Here is a 25,032-nt window from a genome sequence, read left to right on the forward strand (position 1 = left end):
GGCAGACTCACCACCCGCGCCTGCGGCTTGAAGAACAGGAACAGCGCGAAGACCAGGTAGGCGAGGTACGCCACCAGTACGCTGACGGTCGGGGCATCCTGATAACCGAACATGCCAGCCAGCACCGATCCGGTCGGGCCGTCCATCGGCAGGGTCGCGCTGATGTCGAAGACCACGTCCTGGAAGTGGTTCCAGACCCCGGCTTCGTGCAGCGAACGCACGGAGTTGGACAGAATGCCAGCGGCCACGATGAGGATGAACAGGCCGGTGTAGCGGAAGAAGCGGCTGAGGTTCAGACGCAGGCTGCCTTTATAGATGGCCACACCGATGGCGACCGCGATGATCAGGCCGAACAGCGCGCCGAGCGGGCCGGACACGCCTTCGCTCTGCTGGAACACGGCCAGCAGGAAGAACACGGTTTCGAGGCTTTCACGGGCGACGGCGAAGAACACCATGCCGATCAGTGCGTAGGTCTGGTTTTTCGAACCGGCGAGGGCAGCGTCCAGGGATTGGTGCAGATCATGTTTGACCGAACGCGCCACTTTGCGCATCCAGACGACCATCGAACTGAGGATGACCACGGCGATCAGGCCGACCACGCCTTCGAACAGTTCCTGTTGTTTCTGCGGGAATTCGGCGCTGACCAATTCCAGGCCGCCCCCGACGAACAGCGCCAACGCCGCCGCGAGGAACACCCCGATCCAGACGGCGGGCATCCACTCGCCACGGCCGGTCTGTTTGAGGTAGCTGGCAATGATGCCTACGATAAGCGCGGCTTCAATCCCTTCGCGCAACATGATCAAAAAAGGAACGAGCATTTATCACCGGTGTAAATCTGATAGGGTGTGCAGCCTGAACGCGGTCGCAAGCCATTCGCATTCAGGCAATGTGTAACATAATGATACTCATTATTGAATGAGCATACTTGTTTTTTTGCTTTTTCCTGGATTTGTGCAGGTGTTCAGGTGGCGTTCAGCCACGGGAGCAGCGGCGAGCTTCGAGCTTCGAGCTACAAGCTGCAAGAGGGTCGGCGGCGTACGCTTGCTTTTGATTCTGGCCGGAGGCCGTAGGAGCCGGCTTGCCCGCGATCTGGCGCGTAGCGGCAGTAAAACCTGACGACTCAATAGACCTGACACACCGTTAACACCGACTTTACTGCCGCTATGCGCCAGATCGTAGGCAAGCCAACTCCTACGCCTTCGGCAGAAGCGGGTTGCGTTTTGTCAGTTGGATCGTGGAGGCAGTGACCTCTTCATCATGTCAACGAACTTTTCCGCCGCTGGGCTCATCCTGAACCCCACCCGCGTGATCAATCCGATCTCCCGATTCACCCCCGCATGCTCGACCCGCACTTGTGCCAGATCGCCCCGGCCTTCGTCGGCGGATTCCGGCAGCAGTGTCATCCCCAGCCCTTGGCGCACCAGTGCCATGACCGTGGACATGTAGTTGGCTTCCAGTCCCGGTGTCAGGGTCAGGCCTTCTTCGGCGAACAATTGCTCCACTTTTTCACGCACGCTGCTGTCGCGGCCGGTGAGGATGATCGGTTCGCCGGCGATGTCGGACAGCGCAATCGAACGCCGTTTGGCCAGCGGATGATCGAGGGGCACGAACAGGCTGAGTCGGTCCTCCAGCACCACCTCGAACGCCAGCCCGTGGCTCATGCGCGCCCGCACCCCCAGTCCGAAATCCACTTCGCCGTCGCGCACCAACGCATCGATGCGCTGAGCCACCACGTCCCGCAGCCGCACTTCGACGCCGGGGAATTGCTCGCGGAAAGCCTTGAGGATCGGTGGCAGGGCGCCGGAACACAGCGAGGGCAGGGCCGCTATGGTCACCACGCCTCGACGCAATGCCGCCAGGTCTCGCGAACCGCTGACGATGTTGTCCAGGTCCAGCAGCAGTTTCTCCATCGGCCCGCGGTTGTTCTGCCCGGCAGCGGTGAGGCTGACCTGGCGCGGGCTGCGCTCCAGCAGGGTGACGCCGAGCCATTCCTCCAGTTGCTGGATTTGCACGGTCAGGGCGGACGGCGAGAGGTTCAGTTCAAGGGCCGCTTTGGCGAAACTGCCGCTGTGGGCGACGGCCAGAAAGGCGCGGATGTGCTGGATCGAGTTTTTCATGCGGGCCTCGATGATGGGGTTGATCGTGCCCACGCTCTGCGTGGGCACGCACCGTTCGACGCTCTGCGTCATACCTGCCACGTTCTGTTTTTACGAACACAGCCCATCGAACATTTCAATTTACAAAGCTTACCCCCGTTTCGATACTCGGCGAAAACAACAACAGCTCGTTCCGCCGCCCTTCGGACAGGAATGACAAGGACCCGCCCATGCTCGCCACCCTCGGTGTCATCACCATTCTCTGTTTGCTCGCCGCCGTCATGAGCAAGCGCCTCTCGCCTCTGGTTGCCCTGATCGCCTTGCCGATCATCGCCGCGCTCATCGGCGGTTTCGGTCTGCAAACCAGCGGGTTCATCATCACCGGCATCAAGAACGTCGCCCCCGTGGTCGGCATGTTCGTGTTCGCCATCCTGTTCTTCGGGGTGATGACCGATGCAGGCATGCTCGACCCGATCATTGATCGCATCCTGCGCACGGTGGGCACCCGTCCGACGCGGATTGTCGTGGGCACGGCGCTGCTGGCGTTGCTGGTCCACCTCGACGGTTCGGGGGCGGTGACTTTTCTGGTGACTATCCCGGCGATGCTGCCGCTGTACACACGGCTGGGCATCAACCGGCGAATCCTGGCCTGCGTCGCGGCGATGGCGGCGGGGGTGAATTTCCTGCCGTGGACCGGTCCGGTGTTGCGTTCGTCCGCCGCCTTGCACGTGCCCGTGGCCGAGCTGTTCCAGCCGCTGATTCCGGTGCAGATCGTCGGCCTGGCGTTTGTCTTAATCAGTGCCTGGCTGCTGGGGCGTCGTGAAGAAAAGCGCCTGGGGCTTGGCGCCGGAGCGAAAGTCGATGTGGTGCCCGAGCGCGTCCTCACCGAACAGGACGAAGTGCTGCGCCGTCCGCGCCTGTTCTGGCTCAACCTGCTGCTGACCGTTGTCGTCATGGCCGTGATGATCGCGGGCTGGGTCGACCCGGTGGTGATGTTCATGGTCGGCACCGTGCTGGCGCTGTGCATCAACTACCCCAACGTCGATGCGCAACGGGCGCGCATCGACGCCCACGCCAAGACCGCGCTGACCATGGCCAGCATTCTTCTGGCGGCGGGTGTGTTCACCGGGATCATGCAAGGCACCGGCATGCTCAAGGCCATGGCGGAAGTCGCGGTGGCGCAAATTCCGGCAGGCCACGGCAAATTGATCCCGATGGTCGTGGGCTTCCTGTCGATGCCGCTGAGCCTGTTGTTCGACCCGGATTCTTTCTATTTCGGCGTGATGCCAGTGATTGCCGAAGTCGGCCGCGCGCTGGGCGTCGATCCGCTGCAAGTCGCGCAAGCTTCATTGCTGGGCGTGCACACCACCGGTTTCCCGGTCAGCCCGCTGACCCCCGCGACCTTTCTGCTGGTGGGGCTGTGCAAGGTCGAACTGGCCGACCACCAGCGTTTCACCATCCCGTTTCTGTTTGGCGCATCGGTGCTGATGACCCTCACCGCGCTGCTGCTGGGAGTGTTTTGAATGAAAACCTTACGTATGGGCTCCGGCGCCGGTTACTCGGGCGACCGCATCGAGCCGGCCGTGGAGCTGGCCGAAAAGGGTGCGCTGGATTACCTGGTGTTCGAATGCCTGGCCGAGCGCACCATCGCCCTCGCGCAACAGGCGCGGCTCACTGATCCCGACGCCGGTTTCGACCCACTGCTGAGCGAGCGCATGCGTCGCGTCCTGCCGTTCGTGGCCCTTGGCCGTGAGCCGGGGCAGCAACGCTTGCGGGTGATCACCAACATGGGCGCGGCCAACCCGTTGTCGGCCGCGAAAGAGGTGCGGCGGATCGCGGCGACGCTGGGATTGCACGGCCTGAAAGTCGCCGCGCTGACGGGGGACGATGTGCTCGCGCAGCTGGACCCTGAACAGACGCTGGACAACGGCTCGACGATCAAGGCGCTGGGAGACCGGCTGATTTCTGCCAACGCTTATCTGGGGGCTGAAGGCATTGTTGACGCGCTGAAGGCCGACGCTGATGTAGTGATCACCGGACGCGTGGCCGACCCTTCGCTGTTCCTTGCGCCGCAACTGTTCGAGTTCGGCTGGGCGTCGGACGACTGGGCGCGGTTGGGGCGCGGCACGCTGATCGGTCACCTGCTGGAGTGCGCGGGGCAAATCACCGGGGGCTATTTCGCTGACCCCGGCGTGAAAGACGTGCCGGATCTGGCGAGGTTGGGTTTCCCGCTGGCCGAAATCGACGCCGAGGGCAGGGCGGTGATCAGCAAGGTGGCGGGCTCTGGCGGACGTATCGACACGGCGACCTGCACTGAGCAGATGATCTACGAAGTGCACGACCCTAGCGCGTACCTGACCCCTGACGTAACGGCGGATTTTTCGGGCGTTTCTTTTAATGTCGTAGCGCCCAACGAAGTGCGTGCCGACGGAGCGTCCGGTCGCGCACGCCCCGAGACGCTGAAAGTGTCGGTGGGGTTTCTCGACGGCTGGATCGGCGAGGGACAGATTTCCTACGGCGGCCCCGGCGCGCTGGCCCGGGCGCAACTGGCGCGGGACGTGGTGCTGGAGCGGTTGAAAATCACCGGTGTGGTGTTTGACGACGTGCGCGCCGAGCTGATCGGGGTCGATTCGTTGCACGGTGCCGAGTTGGGTTCGCGTGCATCAAGTGAGCCTTGGGAAGTGCGTTTGCGGGTCGCGGCCCGTTGCGCCGACAAGGCTGAAGCGGTACGGATCGGCAATGAAGTCGAAACCTTGTACACCAACGGCCCCTATGGCGGCGGCGGGGCGACCAAGGCGGTGAGGCAGGTGGTGGCGGTCGCCTCGTTGCTGCTGCCCCGCGAGGCGGTCTCGCCGCGCGTTCATTTGGAGGATGCATCATGAGCGTCGTCAAACTGCGCGACCTGGCCCATTCGCGCACCGGGGACAAGGGCGATACGTCGAACATTTCGGTGATTGCGTACCGGGCGGAGGATTACCCGCGACTGGTCGAGCAACTGACGGCCGAGCGGGTGGCAGCGCACTTTGCCGGATTGCTCGATCCGAAGGCGGGGGCTTTACAGCGGTACGCGTTGCCGAAGGTGCAGGCGTTGAACTTCGTGATGCCGGGCATTTTGAAAGGTGGCGTGACACGCTCGCTGGCGCTGGACGCCCATGGCAAAGCGTTGGGCGCGGCGTTGCTGGATATCGAGATTGAATACGGCCCTTGAGCCGGTGAATTGCCCCCAAGAAGTTGGACACCCATCCAACCCGTGGGGGGGCAATTCATTGTCAGCGGCGGTCTGCGGATCATCACCTGCCTACAAGGCCGTGGCGCGATCTTTACCGCGCATTCCTCAAAAACACCACATACCCCCGAAACCATTCGCTCCCGCGCAAATACCCCGGCGCGTCCCATTCCCCGCCCTGCACCAGCCCGACTTTGAATGGCACGCCCAACCGGCTCACCCTCGGCAGGTACGCGGCGTAGTCCGGAATGCTCCGTCGTCCCTGATACGTCTGCACCACGATCTCATCCACCACGCCTTTCAACTGACCGATGGCGGCAGGGTCGGCGTTGCTGCTCCAGTCCATCAGCCCGGTGATGCTCAGTTTGTATCGCGACGGCATGCGCTCGCGCAGGTCGTTGAGGAAGGTCACGTACTCCTGCAAATAGCGGGTGCGGGCGTCGAAGTCGATCTGGATGCCCGTCACCGCGTTGCCCGCCTGTCGCCAACGTTCGACCTGCCCGAAGAGCTGGCGATAGACCGAGTCCGGCCAGCGCAGGGTGTGGGCGCGGTAGACGATCCACAGCTCCGGCGACGGCAGCCGCGTGACGCTCATGCCCTGAGCAATGAAATCCACCCGCTGTTTGTCGCGACGGGGCGCGAAAATCTGCCCCTGCAACACATACAACGTCTTCGCCTGCTCCAGCACCGGCTGTGACGCGACGCCGCTCCACAGCCAGAACGTGTCGTAGTCTCTGGCGTCTACCGAGGCCCACGCTGAACCCCCTGTCGAAACGCAGAACAGCAGCCCGATCAACGCTCGACGCAGCGGCGTTATCACCAGTAATACTGCAACGTCTTGCCCCACGTGGTCCCGGCGTAGGTGCTCTTCAATTGTTTGAACCAGCCTTTGCGCACCGGCGGTGCCACGTCCTTGCCGCCGCAGCTGTTGTAGCCGGATGGCCCGTAACAGTTGATCGCGCGGAACAGCGCATAGGCTTTTTCGTCACGCCCGGCCTTGGCATCGGCGATCACGGTTTGATAGCCGTCCAGACGCGAGAACCCATCGCCCTTGAAACCCGGTTCGCCGCCGCCAAGCTGCGTGGTAGCGGGGCGCTGGTCCAGCGGCATGCTGTCCAAGCCGTTGCGCAGGATGAATTCGCCGAGGCAGTTCAAGCCCTTGGGGTGCTGGCCGTTGGCCTGAAGCGTCGCGGCGGTGTCGGCGATGCCGGGGCAGGCGTAGCTCGACTCAGCCTTCGCGCCGTTCCAGCGGAACAGTTGCAGGCTCTGGCCGTCGCCGTAGACGTAACCCAATTGCGTGGTGAGTTTGTTGTCGGCGGGTTTTTCCGGCAGGGCCTTGAGGTCGTCGCCGAACGCCGCGTACTGGCCGTGCATCAGCTCTTTATAGAGCAGCACGAATTGCGCGGTGGCCTTCTCGTTGTCGCTGATGCCTTGGGCGATCTGCTGACGTAGCAACGGCGCATCCGCCACCTTGCCCAGCAAGATCAAACGCACTTGCGCGGACTGAATCGGCGAGTCGCTGGCGAACACCTTGGCCAGTTGCCCGCTGCGTTCGTGGTTCATCGCCAGCGCCAGTTCCAGTTGTTCCCGTTGCAACGGCTGTTTCGCCAGCGGCAACAGCTTCAGCCACAAAGCCTGGGCGGCGGCCTTGTCACCGGTTGCTTCCAGCGCCAGGCCGCGCAGGGTCTGCTGGCTGAACGCGAAATAATCGAGGGCGGCGGGCACGTCTTTCGGCAGGTGGTTCAGCGCCTCGGCGGGGTTCTTGTCGAGGTAGAACGCGAACGCCGCTTGCAGGTAATCGAACATCGCCGGTTGCTGGGCGAAGAGGGATTTCTGAGCCAGCAGCGCGTCGCGGGTCAGCGATGACTGCGTGTCGGGCCGCATGAGCATCAGGTCGTGAGTGGCGGTGAGCAAGGCCGACGGCGTGGCGCCGGTCATGAGCATCAGCAGCTTGTTGTCAGTTTCCTGAATCAGCGCGTCCACCGGCAGGTTGCGCTGGTCGTCCTTGGCGTCGGCCAGTTGCCAGTTGTAATCCTCGGCGAGCTTGTCGAGGTCTTTCGACAGCCAGTGCACCCGACGCATCAGGCCCTTGGCGGACTGCGCGTAAGTGCCGGTGGGGTAGGCGCTGAGGTAGTGATCAAAGGCTTGCGCGACCTGGGCAAATGGCGCGGGGTCGAGCCCGTCCTTCATCGTGCCGTACTCGTCGAACGCGTCTTTTTGCGCGTCGTTGAGCCGGGTGCGGGCGACCATGTACAGCGCCGTTTCCTTGAGCCACGGCTCGGGGCTGTCGCTCAGGCTGGCAAACCCGGTTTCGGCGGCGGCAAAGCGCCCGCTGTAGAAATCCGAGGCCGCTTGCAGGTAGACGAGGAACGCCTTGCCCTCTGCCGATTGAATGTCGCTCGGCAGCAGCGCGGCCTGTTTTTCGCCTTCCCACGTGCAGGTTTCCAACAATTGCATGCGCGCGCGGGCCAGGGACTGACGCTCGGCGTCGGACAGCTGCGGCGCCTCGACGACGTGCTGGATGAACACTGTGGCGCTGTCGTCGCTGTTGCTGCGGCAGCGGCTGCCTTCCCCTTGCAGGAACGCGTCGCCTGCCGTGTCGAGGCTGTCGCGTTTCAGACCCAGTTTCTCCAGCAACTCGCCCAGTGCTGCCGTGCTGGAATTATCGCCTTGATCGCCTTCCTCGACCGACGTCTCCAGACGTGCCACCGGGAACGGTACCGGACCGAAACCTTCCGCGACTTCATCGTCGGTCAGCGCGTTGGGGCTGAGCTCCAGCGCCTTGCGGTCGGCGAGCATCAGCCGCAGGTTCACCCGGCTGTCGTTGCCGGGGCTGAGAAACGCGAGGTTGTTGCACACGTCCAGCGAGTCGCGCAGCAGCGACCAGTTGGGGTAGCAGGAATCGTCACCGCTAGCCTGGGCCGAGCCACAGAATGCCGTGCCGATGATCAATGCAAGAGGGGTCAGCAAGCGGGTACGCATGAACAATCCTTGATTTCAGTACGCAAGGGGGGGGAGGCGCGGCGAATGATACAGGGTGTTACGGCGGTGCGGATTGCTGGCATTTTGATGCTTCGCCCCATCGAGGGGCCCCCACAGAAATCGCGTGATGCATACGATGGTTTCCCCCAACACAATTATTTTCAAAAAAGGAGTGAGGTAAACCCCACTGGCATCCGTGTAGTGAGAATCAGATGCGTTCCCGACGAACGATCCTTCACCGCTCGACACCTCAGGTGCCTCCGTTCATGACAGCTCAATCCGGTTTTCGTGTGTCCGCCTTGCCCGCCTTTCGTCCCGCCGTGCTGGGGGCGTGTTCGGTCACGGCGTTGCTGTGTTCCCTTGGCCTGAGCACGCTGGCCAGCGCTGAAGAAATGCAGCTGGACGCTGTCAACATCGACGCCACTTCCCAGACCGACATCAGCGAAACCGAGCACAGCCGAACGAGCTATCAGGCGCGCAAGGCCTCGGTCGCGACACGCACCGAAACCCCGCTGGTGGAAGTGCCGCAAACCGTGAACGTGGTCACCAACCGGGTGATCGAAGACCGTCAGCCGAACAGCCTCGACGAAGCGATCAACGCGGTCAGCGGCGTGAAGCAGGGCAACACCCTGGGCGGCACTCAGGACGCCATTCAGAAGCGCGGCTTCGGCACCAACCGTGACAACTCGATCATGCGCGACGGCATGCAGTCGGTGCAGGCGCGCAACTTCACGCCGACCACCGAGCGCATCGAAGTGCTGAAAGGCCCGTCCTCGATGCTCTACGGCGTGCAGGACCCCGGCGGCGTGATCAACGTTGTCACCAAGAAACCGCAGTTGGTGGATGCCCGTTCCATTTCCGCGTTCGGCAGCAGCTTCGGTGGGGGCGGCGAGCAGATCGACCTGACCGGCCCGATTGGCACCAACGGCCTGGCGTACCGCGTCATCGCCGACAAGCAGAATTACGATTACTGGCGCAATTTCGGCAGCATCGACCAGTCGGTGATCGCCCCGTCGCTGGCCTGGTACGGCGACGACACCACGGTCTCGGCGGCCTACGAACACATGGAATATTCGGTGCCGTTCGATCGGGGCACGCAGATCAACACCAAGACCGGCAAGGTGCTGGACATCCCGCGCAACCGTCGTCTGGACGAGCCGTTCAACGTCACCACCGGCCGCTCCGATTCCCTCGATCTGCGCATGGACCATCGCCTCAACGACACCTGGACCTTGCGCACCGGCTACGCCTACAGCCGCAATTATTACAACGACTACCAGTCGCGTTTCATCTCGGCCAACTACACCACCGGCGCCGTCACCCGACGTGGCGATGCCACCCGCGATGCCGTGCAGTTCGCCCACACCGCCACCGTCAACATGCTGGGCAACCTGTACTGGGGCGACGTGCGCCATGAGCTGCTGTTCGGCGCCGATTACATGAAAAACGACCGCGAACTGGGCGACCTGTTTCGCAGCGCCAACAAGGTCGACTTTAACTACAACGCGCCGGTCTACGGCGTGACCCCGCAGCCAAGCGTGGCCAGCGCGCCGAACAGCGACCAGACCGATCACCTGCGCACCCACGCCTTCTTCGTGCAAGACGCCGTGCATTTGAACGATCAATGGATCTTCCAGGCCGGCCTGCGCTACGACGCCTTCGATGAAATGACCGGCAAAGGCCGTCCGTTCGTGGTCGGTGCCGACGTGAAAGACAGCAAGGTCGTGCCCCGCGTGGGCCTGGTCTACCTGATCCAGCCGGACTGGTCGGTGTACGGCAGCTACACCGAGTCGTTCCGCCCGAACACCTCGATTGCCGCGCCGATTGGCGACCTGCCGCCGGAAGAGGGCAAGTCCTATGAAATCGGCACCAAGTTCCAGAACGACGCCATCACCGCCACCGTTGCGCTGTTCAACATCAACAAGAAAAACGTGCAGACCAGCGAGCCGTGCGGCACCGAGACCTGCACGCGGGTGTCGGGTGAGGTGCGCTCCCGAGGACTGGAAGCCGACATCACCGGCCAGATCAACGAATTCTGGAGCCTGACCGGCAGCTACGCCTACACCGACACAAAAGTCCTGGAAGACCCGATCCTCAAGGGCGAGCCGCTGGACGGCGTGTCCAGACACACCGGCGCCCTCTACCTGACCCGCGACTTCGGCCACGTCGGCATCGGCGACTTGCGCGCAGGCACCGGCGCACGTTTCGCCAGCCGCTGGGGCGTGAACGACGGCGCAGGCACCGAATACCACCTGCCGTCCTCGAAAGTCGCCGACGCCTTCGTCTCCTACAAAATGAAGCTCGACGAACGCGACCTGACCCTGCAACTCAACCTGAAAAACATGTTCGACGAGAGGTACTACACCTCCGCCAGCGGCCTCGGCTCACCGGCCATTTCCATCGGCGAGCCACGGCAGTTGGTGGCGCGGGCCAAGTTGGAGTTTTGATAACTGTGGTTCTAACTGTAGGAGCGAATTCATTCGCGAAGGAGGGTGTGGCCGATGGAGATGCGTCGGCTGTACAAACGCTTCGCGAATAAATTCGCTCCCACAGGGGCATTTGGACGCCGCGAAATATGAAGTCAGCCTCGGTTTCAACTGTGGGAGCGAATTCATTCGCGAAAGAGGGCGTGACCGATGGAGATGCGTCGGCTGTACGAATGCTTCGCGAATGAATTCGCTCCTACAGGGCATTTGGGCGCCGCGAAATATGAAGTCAGCCTCGGTTTTAACTGTGGGGGCGAATTCATTCGCGAAGGAGGGTGTGGGCGATGGAGATGCATCGGCTGTACGAACGCTTCGCGAATAAATTCGCTCCCACAGAGATCCATCGGCGCCGGGAAGTGTGAAGTCTGCCCCGGTTTCAACTGTAGGAGCGAATTCATTCGCGAAGGAGGGTGTGGGCGATGGCGATGCATCGGCTGTACGAATGCTTCGCGAATAAATTCGCTCCTACAGGGTTTACTGAGGTCTCACGGCAGATCGCTCGCGTTATTCCAGTGCGTGTCCGTCCCACCTTTGTTAAATTCCCTTTCGGCGCACGCCTAGTCCGGGCGGTGCCTCCCCCAGCGTTGAATCCGGAATCGTTCATGCCGAAGAAATCAGGCAGGTCGGCGGACCTTGTGTCGTCGTCCGAGCCGAAGAAAGCCTCCAGCCTTACGTTGATCGATGTGGCCAAGGTCGCGGGTGTGTCGCCCATGACGGTGTCGCGGGCATTGCATCGGCCTGACCTGGTGAGCGAGGACACCCGCGAGAAGGTGCGCGAAGCGGTGCGCAAGACCGGGTATGTGCCGAACATGCTGGCCGGTGGTCTGGCCAGCAACAAGAGCCGGCTGGTGGCGATTTTCCTGCCGACGATTGCCAACTCGATCTTCGCCGACACGGTGCAGGCGTTGATGGACCGGCTGACCCAGGCCGGTTATCAGACGCTGCTGGGCCTGACCGGCTACGACGCCGAGCAGGAAGAAAAACTGCTGGAAGCGGTACTCGGCAGGCGCCCCGACGGCATCGTGCTGACCGGTACGCTGCACACCGAATCCAGCCGCACGCGTCTGGCGCAGGCGGGGATCCCGGTGGTCGAGGCGTGGGACTTGAGTGAAGACCCCATCGACATGCTGGTCGGTTTCTCCCACGAAAAAGTGGGGGAGGACACCGCCCGGCACCTGCTGCAAAAAGGCTATAAGCGCTTCTCCGTCGTGGCCATCGGCGACCCTCGCGGGTTGCGCCGTTGCCACAGCCTGATCGCGGCACTCGAACAGCACGGCATCAACAACGTACCGATGGAAGTCCTCGCGCCGCCCGCCACCCTTCAAGTCGGGCGGGAGGGCCTAGCGAACCTGCTGGATCGCGGCGTCTCCACGGATATTGTCGTGTGCAGCTCCGACACCGTCGCCCAAGGCGTCCTGGCCGAAGCGGCGAGTCGCGGCCTGCGGGTGCCTGAAGACCTGGCGGTCATGGGCTTCGGCGATTTGAGCAGCGCGGCGCAGGTCTATCCAGCGTTGTCCACCGTGCGCGTCGATGGCAATCGCATCGGGCTACAAGTCGCCCAGGCCTTGCTCGACCGGTTTCAGGAACACACCTCCAGCGCCACGCGCGTCCGCGTCGACACCGGATTTACCCTGATCGACCGCGCCAGTACCTGAACCCCGCTTTTCGATTGTCCGACAAACGTGGTGTTGAATGATTGCGCAATCAGTGTAAGATCCGGCTCATAGTGATCGCCTGTTCGAGGCGGATCGCTTTTTTTATCGGCTGGAATGATTGCGCAATCATGGCAGTCACTATCACCGGATTTTGCAGACAGATCAGGGGCGCTTGCCAATGCTCACACAACAACAAAACGTCACGTCTTCCGATAACGACCAGATCGCCTGGGTCAAGGTGTCTTCGGTATTCCTGCCGCTGGCCAACCCCATCAGCGACGCCAAGGTGCTGACCGGACGGCAGAAGCCGATGACCGAAATCGCCATTCTGGTGGCCGAGATCGAGACCACCGACGGCCATCGCGGTATGGGGTTCAGTTACTCGAAGCGCGCAGGCGGCCCCGGCCAGTTTGCCCACGCCAAGGAAATCGCCCCGGCGCTGATCGGCGAGAACCCCAGCGACATTGCCAAGCTGTGGACCAAACTTTGCTGGGCCGGGGCGTCGGTGGGGCGTAGTGGTTTGTCGACCCAGGCCATCGGTGCCTTCGACGTGGCGCTGTGGGACCTGAAAGCCAAGCGCGCCAACCTGTCGCTGGCGCGTCTGCTGGGTGCGCATCGGGATTCTGTGCGTTGCTACAACACCTCGGGCGGCTTTTTGCACACGCCGCTGGAGCAACTGCTGCACAATACCGACATGTCGCGGGAGAAGGGCATCGGCGGGATCAAGCTCAAGGTCGGCCAGCCGGATTGCGCCATCGACCTGCACCGCGTGGCCACGGTTCGCAAGCACCTTGGCGATGACTTCCCGCTGATGGTTGATGCCAACCAGCAATGGGATCGCCCGACCGCCCAGCGCATGTGCCGTCGCTTCGAAGAATTCAACCTGATCTGGATCGAGGAGCCGCTGGACTGCTACGACGCCGAAGGCCACGCCGCCTTGGCCCAGCAATTCGATACCCCGATCGCCACCGGGGAAATGCTCACCAGCGTCGCCGAGCACGCTGAGTTCATCAACAAACGTGGCGCCGATTTCCTGATGCCGGACGCGCCTCGGGTCGGCGGCATCACGCCGTACCTCAAGGTGGCGGCCATGGCCGAACAGGCGGGGCTGATGCTGGCCCCGCACTTCGCGATGGAGCTGCACGTGCACCTCGCGGCGGCCTACCCGACGGAGCCGTGGGTCGAGCATTTTGAGTGGATGGAGCCGCTGTTCAACGAGCGTCTGGAGACCCGCAACGGGCGGATGCTGGTGCCGACCCGTCCGGGCCTCGGGCTGTCGTTGAGCGAACAGGTCAAGGCCTGGACCGCGCAAACCGCCGAGGTCGGTTCCCGCCCCTGATTCATCAGCGAACACCGTGTGTGCATGACCGGGAGCGCTTCCCCACGGGGCGCTCTTGTGGCCGATCTATAACAACAAAATGAGGGCTTTCATGTGGAACATTCCAACACCGCCAGCGCGGCCGCTTCGGCTGCGGGTGCTACAACCGCCGTGCGCAGCAAAGTGCGTTTCGGCATCCTTGCGATGCTGTTCATCGTCACCGCGATCAACGTCGGCGACCGCGCCACGCTGTCGATCACAGGCTCCGCACTGACCGAAGTGCTGGGCATCAACTCCGTCACCCTGGGCTACATGTTCTCGGCGTTCGCCTGGGCCTATGTGCTCGGGCAGTTGCCGGGCGGCTGGTTGCTCGACAAGTTCGGCTCGGTGCGCGTCTACGGGCTGTCGTTGTTTCTCTGGTCCACCATCACCGTCGCGCAGGGCATGATCGGCTTCTTCTCAGTGCCGGTCGCGATTGGCACGCTGTTCGTGTTGCGCTTTTTGCTGGGGCTGATCGAGGCGCCGGTCTATCCCGCCAACAGCCGCATCGTCGCGGCGTGGTTTCCGTTGCAGGAACGCGGACTGGCGACGGTGATCTTCAATTCGTCGATGTACATGTCGGTGGTGCTGCTGGCGCCGGCCATGGGGTTCATCGCTCACCGCTACGGCTGGGAACACGTGTACTGGTTCATGGGCGGGCTGGGGATCGTGGTCAGCCTGATCTGGTTCAAGTTCGTGAAAACCCCGACCGAGCACCCTTCGGTCAACCGCGCCGAACTGGAGCATCTGCGTGAAGGCGGCGCTCAGGTAGACATGGACAAACCGAAGGAAAAAGGCGCGTTCGTGCCGCGCTTTTCAGACCTGAAGGTCCTGCTGAAAAGCCCGATGATGTGGTCGATCTACCTCGGCAAATACTGCGACACCTCGCTGCAGTATTTCTTCCTGACGTGGTTTCCGGTGTACTTGGTGAAAGGGCGCGGGCTGAACATCATGGAAGCGGGCGCCATTGCAGCGATCCCGGGCATCTGCGGCCTGCTCGGCGCGTTGTGCGGCGGGGCGGTGTGCGATTACCTGATCCGCAAGGGCTTCTCGCTGTCGGTGGCGCGCAAGATTCCGCTGGTGTGCGGCATGACGATGGGCGCGACGCTGGTGTTCTGCAACTTCACCGAATCGATGTGGGTCGTGACGATCCTGATGTCGCTGGCGATCTTCGGCAAAGGCGTGGTCGCGGTGGACTGGACGCTGGTGTCCGACACCTCGCCCAAGGAAATCACCGGGATGGCGGGTGGCTTGTTCAACATGTTCGGCAACCTCTCGGGCATCTTCACCCCGATCGTGATCGGCTACATCGTGCAGTCCACCGGGTCGTTCTCCGGGGCGATGTACGTGGTGGCGGCACATGCGTTGGTGGGTGCGCTGGCATTCTTGAGCATGGGGCGTTTGCAGCGGTTGGTGTTGCAACGCACGGCCTGATGCATCTGTAGCAGTCCGGCTTGCCGGCGGTGGCAATGTTGAGGTCGCTGCCGTCGGCAAGCCGTGCCGCTAAAGAGGACGGTGTGATTACTGCGTGGTGGTCGCGCTGCGCCACTGCTTTGGACTCACCCCAAACCAGCGCTTGAACGCTCGCGAGAAGGCGCTGGTTTCGGAGTAGCCCAGCAGCGAGGCGAGTTGGGTGACGCTGAGGTTTTGCTGTTTGAGGTGGGCGAGGGCGGTTTCCTGGCGGATTTGGTCCACCAGTTGAGTGAAGCTCAAACCGTGGTCGCGCAGTTTACGTTGCAGCGCCCATTCCGACAGGCCGAGGTTGTGGGCGATCTCGTCGAGGGCAGGTTCACCCAAGTGCAGGGTGGCGAGAATGGTCTGGCGGGCGCGTTCCAGCAGCGTGGTTTCGCTGCCGTTGTCTCCCAGTTGGCGAATCGCGTCCTTGATCAACATCAGCAGAATCGGATCGCTGCCGGGCATCGCTTTGCCGATCAACTCGGATTTGGGAATCAACAAGGAATTGCACCCTTGGGCGAACTGCACATCGGCGTGAAACACGTCGCGGTGTTCGTGCCAGTCCTGGGGCCTTGCGTGTTCAAAGGCCACTTGCCGAGGCGCCCAGTCCGGCCCCAACACATGGCGCACCAGGTTCAGCGCCATGCCCATGGTCAGCTCGGCGTCCTGCCGACGTTCGTGAATCGCACCGTGCCGCACCTGATAATCGAAGCGGTAACACTCACCTTGGTCCACCAGTTCGATCAGCGTGCTGTGCTGATGAAAGGGAAAGGCCTCGGAAAAGTTGATCAGCGCGGCTTCCAGCGTCGGCGAACACAGCCCGATGTAGCCCAGCAAACCCAACGCCTGCGGCTGGAACTGCTGGCCATAGCGCAAGCCGAAATTGTCGCAACCCGTTTGCCGAGCCGCTTCTTCCAGCACCTTGCAATAGTTGGTGAGGGGCAGGCTGAGGGTCGGGTGCAGGAGTTGTTCGGGGTCGATGCCGGAGCGGCCGAACACCTGATCCAGATCGCCGCCATGCTGCACGATGAGCCCGTCCAGACCGTTGGCGGCAGCCGACAACACCCCGCGATTGCTGGCGGGGGAGGTGTTCGGCGTGGCCTGCGGAATGAGGGTCTGAAGCATGGACGTGAGCGGCCTTCAGGGTCTGTATGAATTTCTTTCAAGCAAATGTCATACCTTGTTACGGATGAATGCCAATACCTTTAGCAATCCGCTGACGAACCTGTAGGAGTGAGCTCGCTCGCGATAGCTATCGGACGAACGCTAAAGGTGCATTGGATGTACCGACGTCATCGCGAGCAAGCTCACTCCTACTCAGGTGTAACGGGTTGAGAATCGATGCGCTGCTCAGTAGCTGCTACCCATCGACCCCCCCCACTGGGTACTGAGGTGGCACCCAACCCCCGTCAAACATGACCCGAGATAAAGCAAAGCAGGCTCACGGCGCGCCAGCATGGCGCACCCCGCGCAAATACCCGGAAAACTTGACCGCACACGACAAACCCCGCTTTGCAGGGTCAAGCCTTGGCCGCAAACCTGTGGCTATGCTCGACGTCAGGCAAATTCCGTCGATTGGCTACCGGGGTGCACGCACATGACTGTTACACAACTCAAACCGACATTGGGAACCCTGCACCTGTGGGGATTGGCCGTGGGCCTGGTGATTTCCGGCGAGTATTTCGGCTGGAGCTACGGCTGGGGCACCGCAGGCACCCTGGGCTTTCTGGTCACCACGCTGATGGTGGCGGTGATGTACACCTGTTTCATTTTCAGCTTCACCGAACTGACCACCGCAATCCCGAATGCGGGCGGCCCGTTCGCCTATAGCCTGCGGGCGTTTGGCGTAACCGGCGGGATGATCGCGGGCCTCGCGACCCTGATCGAATTCGTTTTCGCGCCCCCGGCCATCGCCATGGCCATCGGTGCCTACCTCAACGTGCAATACCCGTCGCTGGACCCGAGGGTTGCGGCCATTGGTGCGTACATCGTGTTCATGACCCTGAACATCCTCGGCGTCAGCATCGCCGCCACCTTCGAACTGGTGGTGACCGTGCTGGCCGTCGCCGAGTTGCTGGTGTTCATGGGCGTCGTCGCGCCGGGCTTCAGCTTCAGCAATTTCGTACTGGGGGGCTGGGCCGGTTCCGACACCTTCAGCCTGCCCGCGATCAGCGGCATCTTCGCGGCGATCCCGTTCGCGATCTGGTTCTTCCTCGCCATCGAAGGCGCCGCCATGGCGGCCGAAGAAGCCAAGGACCCGAAACGCACCATCCCTCGCGCTTATGTGGCGGGCATTCTGACGCTGGTGGTGCTGGCGATTGGCGTGATGATTTTCGCCGGTGGCGTGGGCGACTGGCGCACGCTGTCGAACATTAACGACCCGCTGCCCCAGGCGATGAAAGCCGTGGTCGGCAACAATTCCAACTGGATGCACATGTTGGTGTGGATCGGCCTGTTCGGTCTGGTGGCGAGCTTCCACGGCATCATTCTGGGCTACTCCCGTCAGTTCTTCGCCCTGGCCCGCGCAGGTTTCCTGCCCCCGAGCCTGGCCAAATTGTCACGTTTCCAGACGCCGCATCGTGCCATTCTGGCCGGCGGCGTGATCGGGATTCTGGCGATCCTCAGCGACGGCCTGGTCAATCTGCAAGGCATGACCCTGACCGCCGCGATGATCACCATGTCGGTGTTTGGCGCTATTGTGATGTACATCGTCAGCATGCTTAGCCTGTTCAAACTGCGTCGCAGCGAGCCGAACCTCGAACGCAGTTTCCGGGCGCCGGGCTACCCCATCGTGCCGGGCATCGCGCTGGTGCTGGCAGTGGTCTGTCTGATCGCGATGGTGTGGTTCAATCTGGTCATCTGCGGCATCTTCATCGGCTTGATGGCCGTGGGTGCGCTGTTCTGCAAAGTGGTGCGTGGCCGTGGTGCCGTTGTGGCGGTCGCGGGTTAAGACGTTCGGTATCGAGAGAGGAAGCGGGCGATGAGTTTTTCCCACAGCATCGGTGGCATGGTCTGGCGTTTCGACAGCCTGCGCGAGCTCATGGCCAAGGCCAGCCCCGCACGCTCTGGCGACTTTCTCGCCGAAGTCGCGGCCAGTAGCGATGCCGAGCGCGCGGCGGCCCAAATGGCCTTGGCCGACGTGCCGCTCAAGCGCTTCCTCAACGAGGCGTTGATCCCTTACGAACAGGACGAAGTGACGCGTTTGATTGTCGACACCCACGATCTGGCGGCCTTCTCGCCGGTCAGTCACCTGACCGTCGGCGGCTTTCGTGACTGGCTGTTGGGGGACGACGCCACGGAGGCCAGCCTGAAGGCGCTGGCGCCGGGGCTGACACCGGAAATGGTCGCGGCGGTGTCGAAGATCATGCGCGTGCAGGACCTCGTGCTGGTGTCGCAGAAGATCCGCGTCGTCACCCGTTTCCGCAACACCGTGGGCCTGCGCGGGCGGATGTCCACCCGCTTGCAGCCCAACCACCCGACGGACGACCCGGCCGGCATCGCCGCCAGCGTCCTCGACGGCCTGCTGTATGGCAACGGCGACGCCATGATCGGCATCAACCCGGCCACCGACAGCATCAGCGCCATCACCGAATTGCTGAAAATGCTCGACGGCGTGATCCGTCACTACGAGATTCCCACCCAGTCCTGCGTGCTGACCCACGTCACGTCCTCCGTGGCCGCCATCGAAAAAGGCGTGCCGCTGGACCTGGTGTTTCAGTCCATCGCGGGCACCGAAGCGGCCAACAGCGGCTTCGGCATCAGCCTGGAAATCCTGCGCGAAGGCTACGAAGCGGGGCTAAGCCTGAAGCGCGGGACGCTGGGCAATAACCTGATGTATTTCGAGACCGGGCAAGGCAGCGCGCTGTCGGCCAACGCACACCATGGCGTCGATCAGCAGACCTGCGAAACCCGCGCCTACGCCGTGGCCCGGCATTTCAACCCGTTCCTGGTCAACACCGTGGTCGGCTTCATCGGCCCGGAATACCTGTACAACGGCAAGCAAATCATCCGCGCGGGGCTCGAAGATCACTTCTGCGGCAAGCTGCTGGGCGTGCCGATGGGCTGCGACATTTGCTACACCAACCACGCCGAAGCCGATCAGGACGACATGGACGTGCTGCTGACGCTGCTCGGGGTCGCCGGGATCAACTTCATCATGGGCATTCCCGGCTCCGACGACGTGATGCTCAATTACCAGACCACCTCGTTCCACGACGCGCTGTACGCACGCAAGACCATTGGCTTGCGCCCGGCGCCGGAGTTCGAGGCATGGCTGACGCGCATGGACATCCTGCGTCAGGACGACAACAGCGTGCGCTTGGGGCAGGGCGTGCCACCGCTGTTTCGCAAGGCGCTGGCGCAGTTGTAGTGAGGACGTTTGGCCATGAGTGACGACCACAACAAGACCCCGGCCCAGGCCGACGCCTGGCAGCAGTTACGCTCGCTGACCTCGGCGCGGATTGCCTTGGGTCATGCTGGAACCAGCCTGCCGACGGCGGCGCAACTGGACTTCCAGTTCGCCCACGCCCAGGCCCGCGATGCCGTGCATTTGCCTTTCGATCACGCGGCGTTGAGCGAGCAATTGAAGGGCCGTCAACGGGAAACCCTGACCGTCCATAGCTCGGCGCCGGACCGGAACATCTACCTGCAACGGCCGGACCTGGGGCGGCGCTTGTCGGCGGATTCGGTGGAGCAGTTGCGTGGGTATGCCGAGGCGCACCCGGAGGGGTTCGATCTGGCGGTGGTGGTGGCCGATGGGCTGTCGTCGCTGGCCGTGCAACGTCATAGCCCGGCCATGCTGGAACGTATTGATGAACTGGCGGCGGCTGAAGGCTGGAGTCTCGCGCCGGTAGTGCTGGTGGAGCAGGGCCGTGTCGCGGTGGCGGACGAGGTCGCCGAACTGCTCAAGGCGCGGATGGTGGTGATCCTCATCGGCGAACGTCCCGGCCTCAGTTCGCCCGACAGTCTGGGCCTGTATTTCACCTACGCGCCCCGGGTCGGTTTGAACGACGCCGCGCGCAACTGCATCTCCAATGTGCGGCTGGAAGGCATGAGCTACGCGATGGCCGCGCACAAGTTGCTGTACCTCATGCGCGAGGCCTGGCGCCGGAAATTGTCCGGGGTGAAGTTGAAAGACGACGCGCAAGTGCCGGTGTTGGAGGGCAGTGACGCCGGACGGCCTGGGAATTTTTTGATTGGTGGGTGATGCATGATCTCTGCGCCAACATTAACCTCGTAGGTGCGAATTCATCCGCGAGACGTCGGGACATCCGACACCTCTCTGTCGCCTGTACCCTTTTCTTCGTCGGAATGCCGCCCAGAATGAATTCGCTCCCACAGGGGGATCGGCGTTCGACGCTGGTTCCTCTACTGAAACGCAGTTCCTCTGTGAGAGCGAATTCATTCGCGAATAGGCCGGTCCAGTCGACACCTCTCTATCGCCTGTACCTTCTTCGTCGGAATGCCGCCCAGAACGAATTCGCTCCTACAGATGGGTTGGAGCACTCACGATCACCGCTGCAACACCCATATCCGCGATAACAACTCATCCCGGTCCACATAGCACCCCTGAAAATGCCGCGCCCCGCTGGCCGGGTCGAACGCGTCGCGGGCGTGGAGGGTGCGGCGGTTGTCGAAGCACCACAGCTGTCCTGCTTCCAGCCGCTGGCGAAACTGAAACCGGGCCTCGCGGGTCATCTCGATGAAGCGCCGGTAGGCCCGGTAATACGGCTGCATCAGCGCAGGCTCGATGTCGAACGGCCCGCGCAGAAAGTTCGCCATGCGCACCTCCGAAACCTCCCCCCGAGCGTCCAGCGCGATGACCGGCGCCAGACAGCGGTAATCGCTGCGACGGTCCTTGTTACGAAACTCCACCGGCACCTCACACAGCAAGCGATACGCCTCCGGGTCTTCCATCCGCAAGGCCTCGGCCACCGAGAAACCATCGACAAACCGGCTGTCGCCCCCTTGGGCGTTGTTCACCAGGCAATGCAGAAACTGCAAACCCGGCTGCAATTCTCGCGTCGGCAAATCCGTGTGCAGCGGCAGGTTGAAGGCGGTGTAGGCGTTGCTGTCCGCATTGGCTTTGGATTGCACGTTGAACAACACCCCAAAGTTGCTTTCGCGAATGAACGAAATCCGTCGCGCCAACGGGCTCAGTGAGTCAGGTTCGGTGGGCACGCCGCGCACCTGGGTCAGCCCGACATCCCGTACCGCCAGCAGCCAGTCGAGCAGGGCGTTGTCGTCTTCCATCACCGCCGCGTAGTCGAACACTGGCAGCTCAAGCCCAGCGACCCAGCGCTGCTTGCGCGGGCGTTTGGCTTCCCGTTCCTCGCGGGAGTCGGCGTCGTAGGCATGGGCACGCAGCCAGCCGGGGTCGAAGCGGCTTTCATGGCCGTCCTGCCACCGCACCTGCAGGGCGCCGAGCTTATCGATGTCGGCAGCGCGAACCTCAAGGTCGAGCGGCACGTCGGCGATCTCGAACACCTGTTCGCGGGTAACGCTGTACACGCACGCCTCGCAGGGACAGTTATCCCGCAGCCACAGCAGGTGAAAGGGGCTGCGACGCTGGTCAGCCCACAGCACTTCAATCAGCTCGGGCGTGGCGGTGACGCTGAGCAGCGGGCTGATCAGCGGGTAGGTGCGGTAGTCGGCGATGGCGTTCATGGACGAGGCTCCTTGGGCATGATGGGGCGAGGTTCAGGGCGTAGCGGGTTGTTCCGAGGCGAGGCGGGTGGGCGCGAGGATGACCCGGACGGCGTACACAGTGCCGATCAGAATCAGCACCAGACCGAGGGTTTCGGCCATGCTCGGCAAGCGACCGTGGAACGCCAGGCCCAGCAGGCTGGCGAACAGCGATTCCAGTGCGATCAATTGCCCGGAGAGCACCATCGGCAGGCGTCGCGAGGCGACGTTCCAGGCCCCGGCGCCGATCACCGACGACAGCAGCGCGATCAACGCGGCCCAGCCGTACAGGTGCAGGGCGTCGGGGGTGGTAACGCCCAACGACGGAAGGCGCAACAGATTTGCACCCCACGCCAGCGGGGTCAGCGCGACGGCGGCAAGCCCTGCGCCAATGGTCATCAGGCAGGTCCACGCTGCCGTCGCCTGAGTGTGCAGATGCACCATCGCCGCTTGATTCACCGCGCTGAACGACAGCCACAACAGCACTGCACCGAAGGAAAAGGCCAGGCCGAGCCCCAACTGCGTCGGGCCGCTGGCGGATTCGTTCAACAGGTTCAGATTGATCGCTACCAACCCGAGGCACAGCACCGTCACCGGCACGGCCAACTGGCCCCAGCGCAGCGAACGCTGTGTCGCATTGCCAAGCAAGGCCTGCAACACCGGCACGGCACCGATGAACGCGGCGATCAGCAACGGCCCGCCGTAGATCACTCCACCCGCGATGCAACTGCTGTAGCCCAAATACCCCACCACACCGAGGCCCATGCCGGTCAGCCACTGCCGAGGGCGCAGGGCCCGCAGCTGGGCGCGGTAGAACGGCAGCACACAAACGCCGATCAGCCCGGCCATCATGAAACGCACGAGCATGAAGTCCTGAATGCTGTAGCCCTGCAACACGTACGGCGAGATGAAATTGCTCGCCCAGCACAGCGTCGCCAGCACGGCGAAGGCGACGCCTTGGAGGAGGGTGGAGCGCAACGGATTCATGGTAGTAGTTCCCAGTCTGGGTGAACTGTAGGAGCGTGGCTTGTCCCGCGATCGGCGGGGAACCCGTCGCAAAACCGGCGCATCCATTGTTCCAGATACGCCGCATGAGCCAGTTTTACGACGACTGCGGTCGGACGTGATCCCGGCGCGATCGCGGGACAAGCCACGCTCCTACAGGGGCGGGTGCGAATGCGGCCATCTTGCCGATCCACCCCGCTGTGCTACAAATGATGTCTTCGTCGCGATGTATTACCTGAAATTATGAATAAGCTCGGCAAATCCCTCCCGCCGCTGGCCAGTCTGTTGCCCTTCGAGGCGGCCGCTCGGCTGTTGAGTTTTTCCCGTGCTGCCGAGGAGCTTAACCTCACGCAGGCGGCGGTCAGTCGGCAGATTCGGGCGTTGGAAGATGACCTCGGCATCGCCCTGTTTCAGCGCCGCAACCGGGCCGTGTTTCTGACCGATGCGGGACGCGAGCTCAACCTCACGTTGGGTAATGCATTGCGCGACGTCGCCAGCACCTCGGACCGACTGCGCGGGGTGGCGGGGAAGAATGAAGTGGTGTTGCTGTGTCAGCCCTGCGAGGCGTTTCACTGGCTGATGCCGAGGCTGTCGAATTTCCATCAGCAGTACCCGGAAATCGAACTGAAGATGGTCACCTGGGCCAATCCACTGACCGACTTTCAGGGCTACTTCGACGTGGCGATGCAGAGCAGCAACCGCGACCACGGCCTGCACCCGTTGCTGTTCACGGCCGCTGATGAAGTCTTTCCCGTGTGCAGCCCCGCCTATGCGAACGGGCGAACGCTGCCCATCGCCCTCGACGATCTGCACGGCCACACGCTGCTGCACCACGATGCGCAGCCGGTCTATCAACTGGAATGGGACACCTGGCTGGCGACGTTCGGCGTTGACGTGCCGCGACAGGCGAGGGGGCTGGCGTTCGACAGCTACTCGCTGATGCTGCATGCGGCGGTCGAAGGGCATGGCCTGGCGATGGGTTGGCGACGCACGTCACAGCGCATGCTCGACAGCGGCGCCCTGATCGCGCCGTTCACCCAGAGCGTGCACCTGGACAACGCGCTGTCGGTCTACCACCGTCACGGTCAGGCGCGCCGTGAGGAGGCGAGCCTGTTGGTGGCGTGGCTGAAGGCCGAATTGGGGTAGGGAACGTCAGGCCCCGGTGAGCATCAGGTCGAGGTTCTGCACCGCCGCCCCGGCCGCCCCTTTGCCCAAATTGTCGAAGACCGCCGCCAGCATCACGTGCCCGGCGTTTTCGAAGACCATCAGGCGCAATGAGTCGGTGTCGTTCAGCACACGAGGGTCCAGCCCCGACAGCGCTTTCGCCTCGTCCATGCCTATCACCTCGACAAACCCGCTGCCTGCGTAATGCTGCGCGAGGCACGCGTGAAGCGCCGCGCCATCCACGCCCGGCGGCAACAAACGCACTTGCAGGGCGATGGTCAGCACGATGCCCTGGCGAAACGAGCCATAGGCTGGAATGAACACGGGCCGCTCGGACAATCCGCTGTACTGCTGAATCTCCGGCACGTGTTTGTGCGCCAGGCCCAGTCCGTAAATCTGGAAGGGCGTGGCTTGGACCGCGTCGGGCCCTTCGAACTCATCGACCCCGGCGCGGCCTTTGCCAGAATACCCCGACACCGCGTTGATGGTGATCGGGTAGTCGCGTGGCACCAGACCCGCGTCCAGCAGCGGCCGTAACAGGCCTACCGCGCCGGTGGGGTAGCAACCCGGATTGCTCACCCGCTTGGCCGTGGCGATGGCGGCCTGTTGCTCCGCGCTGATCTGTGCAAAGCCATACACCCACTCCGGGTCGGTGCGGTGCGCGGAGCTGGCGTCGATCACCCGGACGTTGGGGTTCTCGATGCTGGCAGCGGCAGCGCGGGCGGCGTCGTCCGGCAGGCACAGAATGGCGATGTCACAGGCGTTGATCGCGGCCAGGCGGCTTTGCGGATGCTTGCGCTGCTCGGCAGGCAAAGTGACCAGAGTCAGATCGGCGCGCCCCTGTAGCCGCTGATGAATCTGCAAGCCGGTGGTGCCTTGGTCGCCGTCGATGAAAACCACAGGAAGGGTCATGTCGATGTCT

Annotated in this window: 19 protein-coding genes; 11 read left to right on the forward strand and 8 right to left on the reverse strand. The window is 62.9% G+C overall.

Translation table 11 applies throughout. The features are described 5' to 3' along the window. Together efeU and GVN17_RS26765 are read right to left on the reverse strand one after the other, a co-directional pair. Positions 1-818: iron uptake transporter permease EfeU (gene efeU, locus GVN17_RS26760; RefSeq protein ID WP_166598303.1), on the reverse strand; the 818-nt coding region annotated here is incomplete at its 3' end. 405 nt (positions 819-1,223) lie between these two features. Then, a complete protein-coding gene (locus tag GVN17_RS26765) occupies positions 1,224-2,117 on the reverse strand; it encodes a LysR family transcriptional regulator (protein WP_166598338.1) in 894 nt (297 codons plus the stop codon). Between the two features lie 209 nt (positions 2,118-2,326). Here GVN17_RS26765 and GVN17_RS26770 point away from each other — a divergent pair, with 209 nt between their 5' ends. From GVN17_RS26770 to GVN17_RS26780, 3 genes are read left to right on the forward strand one after another with little or no spacing between them, the layout of a single operon-like run. Next, on the forward strand, positions 2,327-3,619 hold the full coding sequence (locus tag GVN17_RS26770; RefSeq protein WP_166598304.1) for a CitMHS family transporter: 1,293 nt from the start codon (positions 2,327-2,329) through the stop codon (positions 3,617-3,619). Then, positions 3,620-4,978, forward strand: coding sequence for an acyclic terpene utilization AtuA family protein (locus GVN17_RS26775; RefSeq protein ID WP_166598305.1), 1,359 nt, complete (start codon positions 3,620-3,622; stop codon positions 4,976-4,978). Next, entirely contained in the window at positions 4,975-5,304 is a 330-nt protein-coding gene (locus tag GVN17_RS26780) for a hypothetical protein (RefSeq protein ID WP_166598306.1), read from the forward strand. The genes GVN17_RS26775 and GVN17_RS26780 overlap by 4 nt, the downstream gene beginning before the upstream one ends. Before the next feature lie 112 nt (positions 5,305-5,416). Here the strand turns inward: GVN17_RS26780 and GVN17_RS26785 are convergent, their stop codons facing one another. Both GVN17_RS26785 and GVN17_RS26790 read right to left on the reverse strand, forming a co-directional pair. Then, on the reverse strand, positions 5,417-6,118 hold the full coding sequence (locus GVN17_RS26785) for a DUF3142 domain-containing protein (RefSeq protein WP_218576430.1): 702 nt from the start codon (positions 6,116-6,118) through the stop codon (positions 5,417-5,419). 20 nt (positions 6,119-6,138) lie between these two features. Next, entirely contained in the window at positions 6,139-8,304 is a 2,166-nt protein-coding gene (locus tag GVN17_RS26790; RefSeq protein ID WP_166598308.1) for an outer membrane assembly lipoprotein YfiO, read from the reverse strand. A 320-nt stretch (positions 8,305-8,624) separates the two neighbouring features. On the opposite strand from GVN17_RS26790, the gene GVN17_RS26795 reads away from it, so the two are divergent. The 4 genes from GVN17_RS26795 (at position 8,625) to GVN17_RS26810 (ending at position 15,236) form a co-directional block, all read left to right on the forward strand. Beyond that, positions 8,625-10,751: a TonB-dependent siderophore receptor gene (locus tag GVN17_RS26795; RefSeq protein WP_166598339.1), complete on the forward strand. Its 2,127-nt coding sequence runs from the start codon at positions 8,625-8,627 to the stop codon at positions 10,749-10,751. Positions 10,752-11,392: 641 nt separating this feature from the next. Further along, on the forward strand, positions 11,393-12,445 hold the full coding sequence (locus tag GVN17_RS26800) for a LacI family DNA-binding transcriptional regulator (protein WP_166598309.1): 1,053 nt from the start codon (positions 11,393-11,395) through the stop codon (positions 12,443-12,445). A gap of 178 nt (positions 12,446-12,623) precedes the next feature. Further along, the gene (locus GVN17_RS26805) at positions 12,624-13,784 is read left to right on the forward strand and encodes a mandelate racemase/muconate lactonizing enzyme family protein (protein ID WP_166598310.1); all 1,161 of its coding nucleotides are present in this window, start codon (positions 12,624-12,626) and stop codon (positions 13,782-13,784) included. A gap of 183 nt (positions 13,785-13,967) precedes the next feature. Next, positions 13,968-15,236 (forward strand): MFS transporter, encoded by a 1,269-nt coding sequence (locus GVN17_RS26810; RefSeq protein WP_166598340.1) that lies wholly within the window; start codon positions 13,968-13,970, stop codon positions 15,234-15,236. 87 nt (positions 15,237-15,323) lie between these two features. On the opposite strand, the gene GVN17_RS26815 is transcribed toward GVN17_RS26810, so the two are convergent. Further along, the gene (locus GVN17_RS26815; RefSeq protein WP_166598311.1) at positions 15,324-16,382 is read right to left on the reverse strand and encodes an AraC family transcriptional regulator; all 1,059 of its coding nucleotides are present in this window, start codon (positions 16,380-16,382) and stop codon (positions 15,324-15,326) included. Positions 16,383-16,854: 472 nt separating this feature from the next. On the opposite strand from GVN17_RS26815, the gene eat reads away from it, so the two are divergent. Genes eat through eutC form a run of 3 tightly spaced genes read left to right on the forward strand, consistent with a single transcriptional unit; the run spans position 16,855 to position 20,463 of the window. Then, positions 16,855-18,207: an ethanolamine permease gene (gene eat / locus GVN17_RS26820; protein WP_166598312.1), complete on the forward strand. Its 1,353-nt coding sequence runs from the start codon at positions 16,855-16,857 to the stop codon at positions 18,205-18,207. A gap of 30 nt (positions 18,208-18,237) precedes the next feature. After that, positions 18,238-19,626, forward strand: a complete 1,389-nt coding sequence (locus GVN17_RS26825) for an ethanolamine ammonia-lyase subunit EutB (protein WP_166598313.1) — start codon at positions 18,238-18,240, stop codon at positions 19,624-19,626. Positions 19,627-19,641: 15 nt separating this feature from the next. Beyond that, on the forward strand, positions 19,642-20,463 hold the full coding sequence (gene eutC / locus GVN17_RS26830) for an ethanolamine ammonia-lyase subunit EutC (protein ID WP_166598314.1): 822 nt from the start codon (positions 19,642-19,644) through the stop codon (positions 20,461-20,463). Positions 20,464-20,768: 305 nt separating this feature from the next. On the opposite strand, the gene GVN17_RS26835 is transcribed toward eutC, so the two are convergent. Beyond that, the gene (locus GVN17_RS26835) at positions 20,769-21,923 is read right to left on the reverse strand and encodes a gamma-butyrobetaine dioxygenase (protein ID WP_166598315.1); all 1,155 of its coding nucleotides are present in this window, start codon (positions 21,921-21,923) and stop codon (positions 20,769-20,771) included. Positions 21,924-21,956: 33 nt separating this feature from the next. Beyond that, positions 21,957-22,928 carry a DMT family transporter gene (locus GVN17_RS26840; RefSeq protein ID WP_166598316.1) on the reverse strand — a complete coding sequence of 324 codons (972 nt, stop codon included), beginning with the start codon at positions 22,926-22,928 and terminating at the stop codon, positions 21,957-21,959. A gap of 261 nt (positions 22,929-23,189) precedes the next feature. On the opposite strand from GVN17_RS26840, the gene GVN17_RS26845 reads away from it, so the two are divergent. Beyond that, the gene (locus tag GVN17_RS26845; protein WP_166598317.1) at positions 23,190-24,092 is read left to right on the forward strand and encodes a LysR substrate-binding domain-containing protein; all 903 of its coding nucleotides are present in this window, start codon (positions 23,190-23,192) and stop codon (positions 24,090-24,092) included. A 6-nt stretch (positions 24,093-24,098) separates the two neighbouring features. Here GVN17_RS26845 and argC read toward each other — a convergent pair whose 3' ends face one another. Next, complete coding sequence (argC, locus tag GVN17_RS26850) at positions 24,099-25,022, reverse strand: N-acetyl-gamma-glutamyl-phosphate reductase (protein WP_166598318.1); 924 nt, start codon at positions 25,020-25,022, stop codon at positions 24,099-24,101. Between the last annotated feature and the right edge of the window lie 10 nt (positions 25,023-25,032).

This window comes from Pseudomonas sp. SLFW (assembly GCF_009905615.1).
Lineage (GTDB): Bacteria > Pseudomonadota > Gammaproteobacteria > Pseudomonadales > Pseudomonadaceae > Aquipseudomonas > Aquipseudomonas bambusae.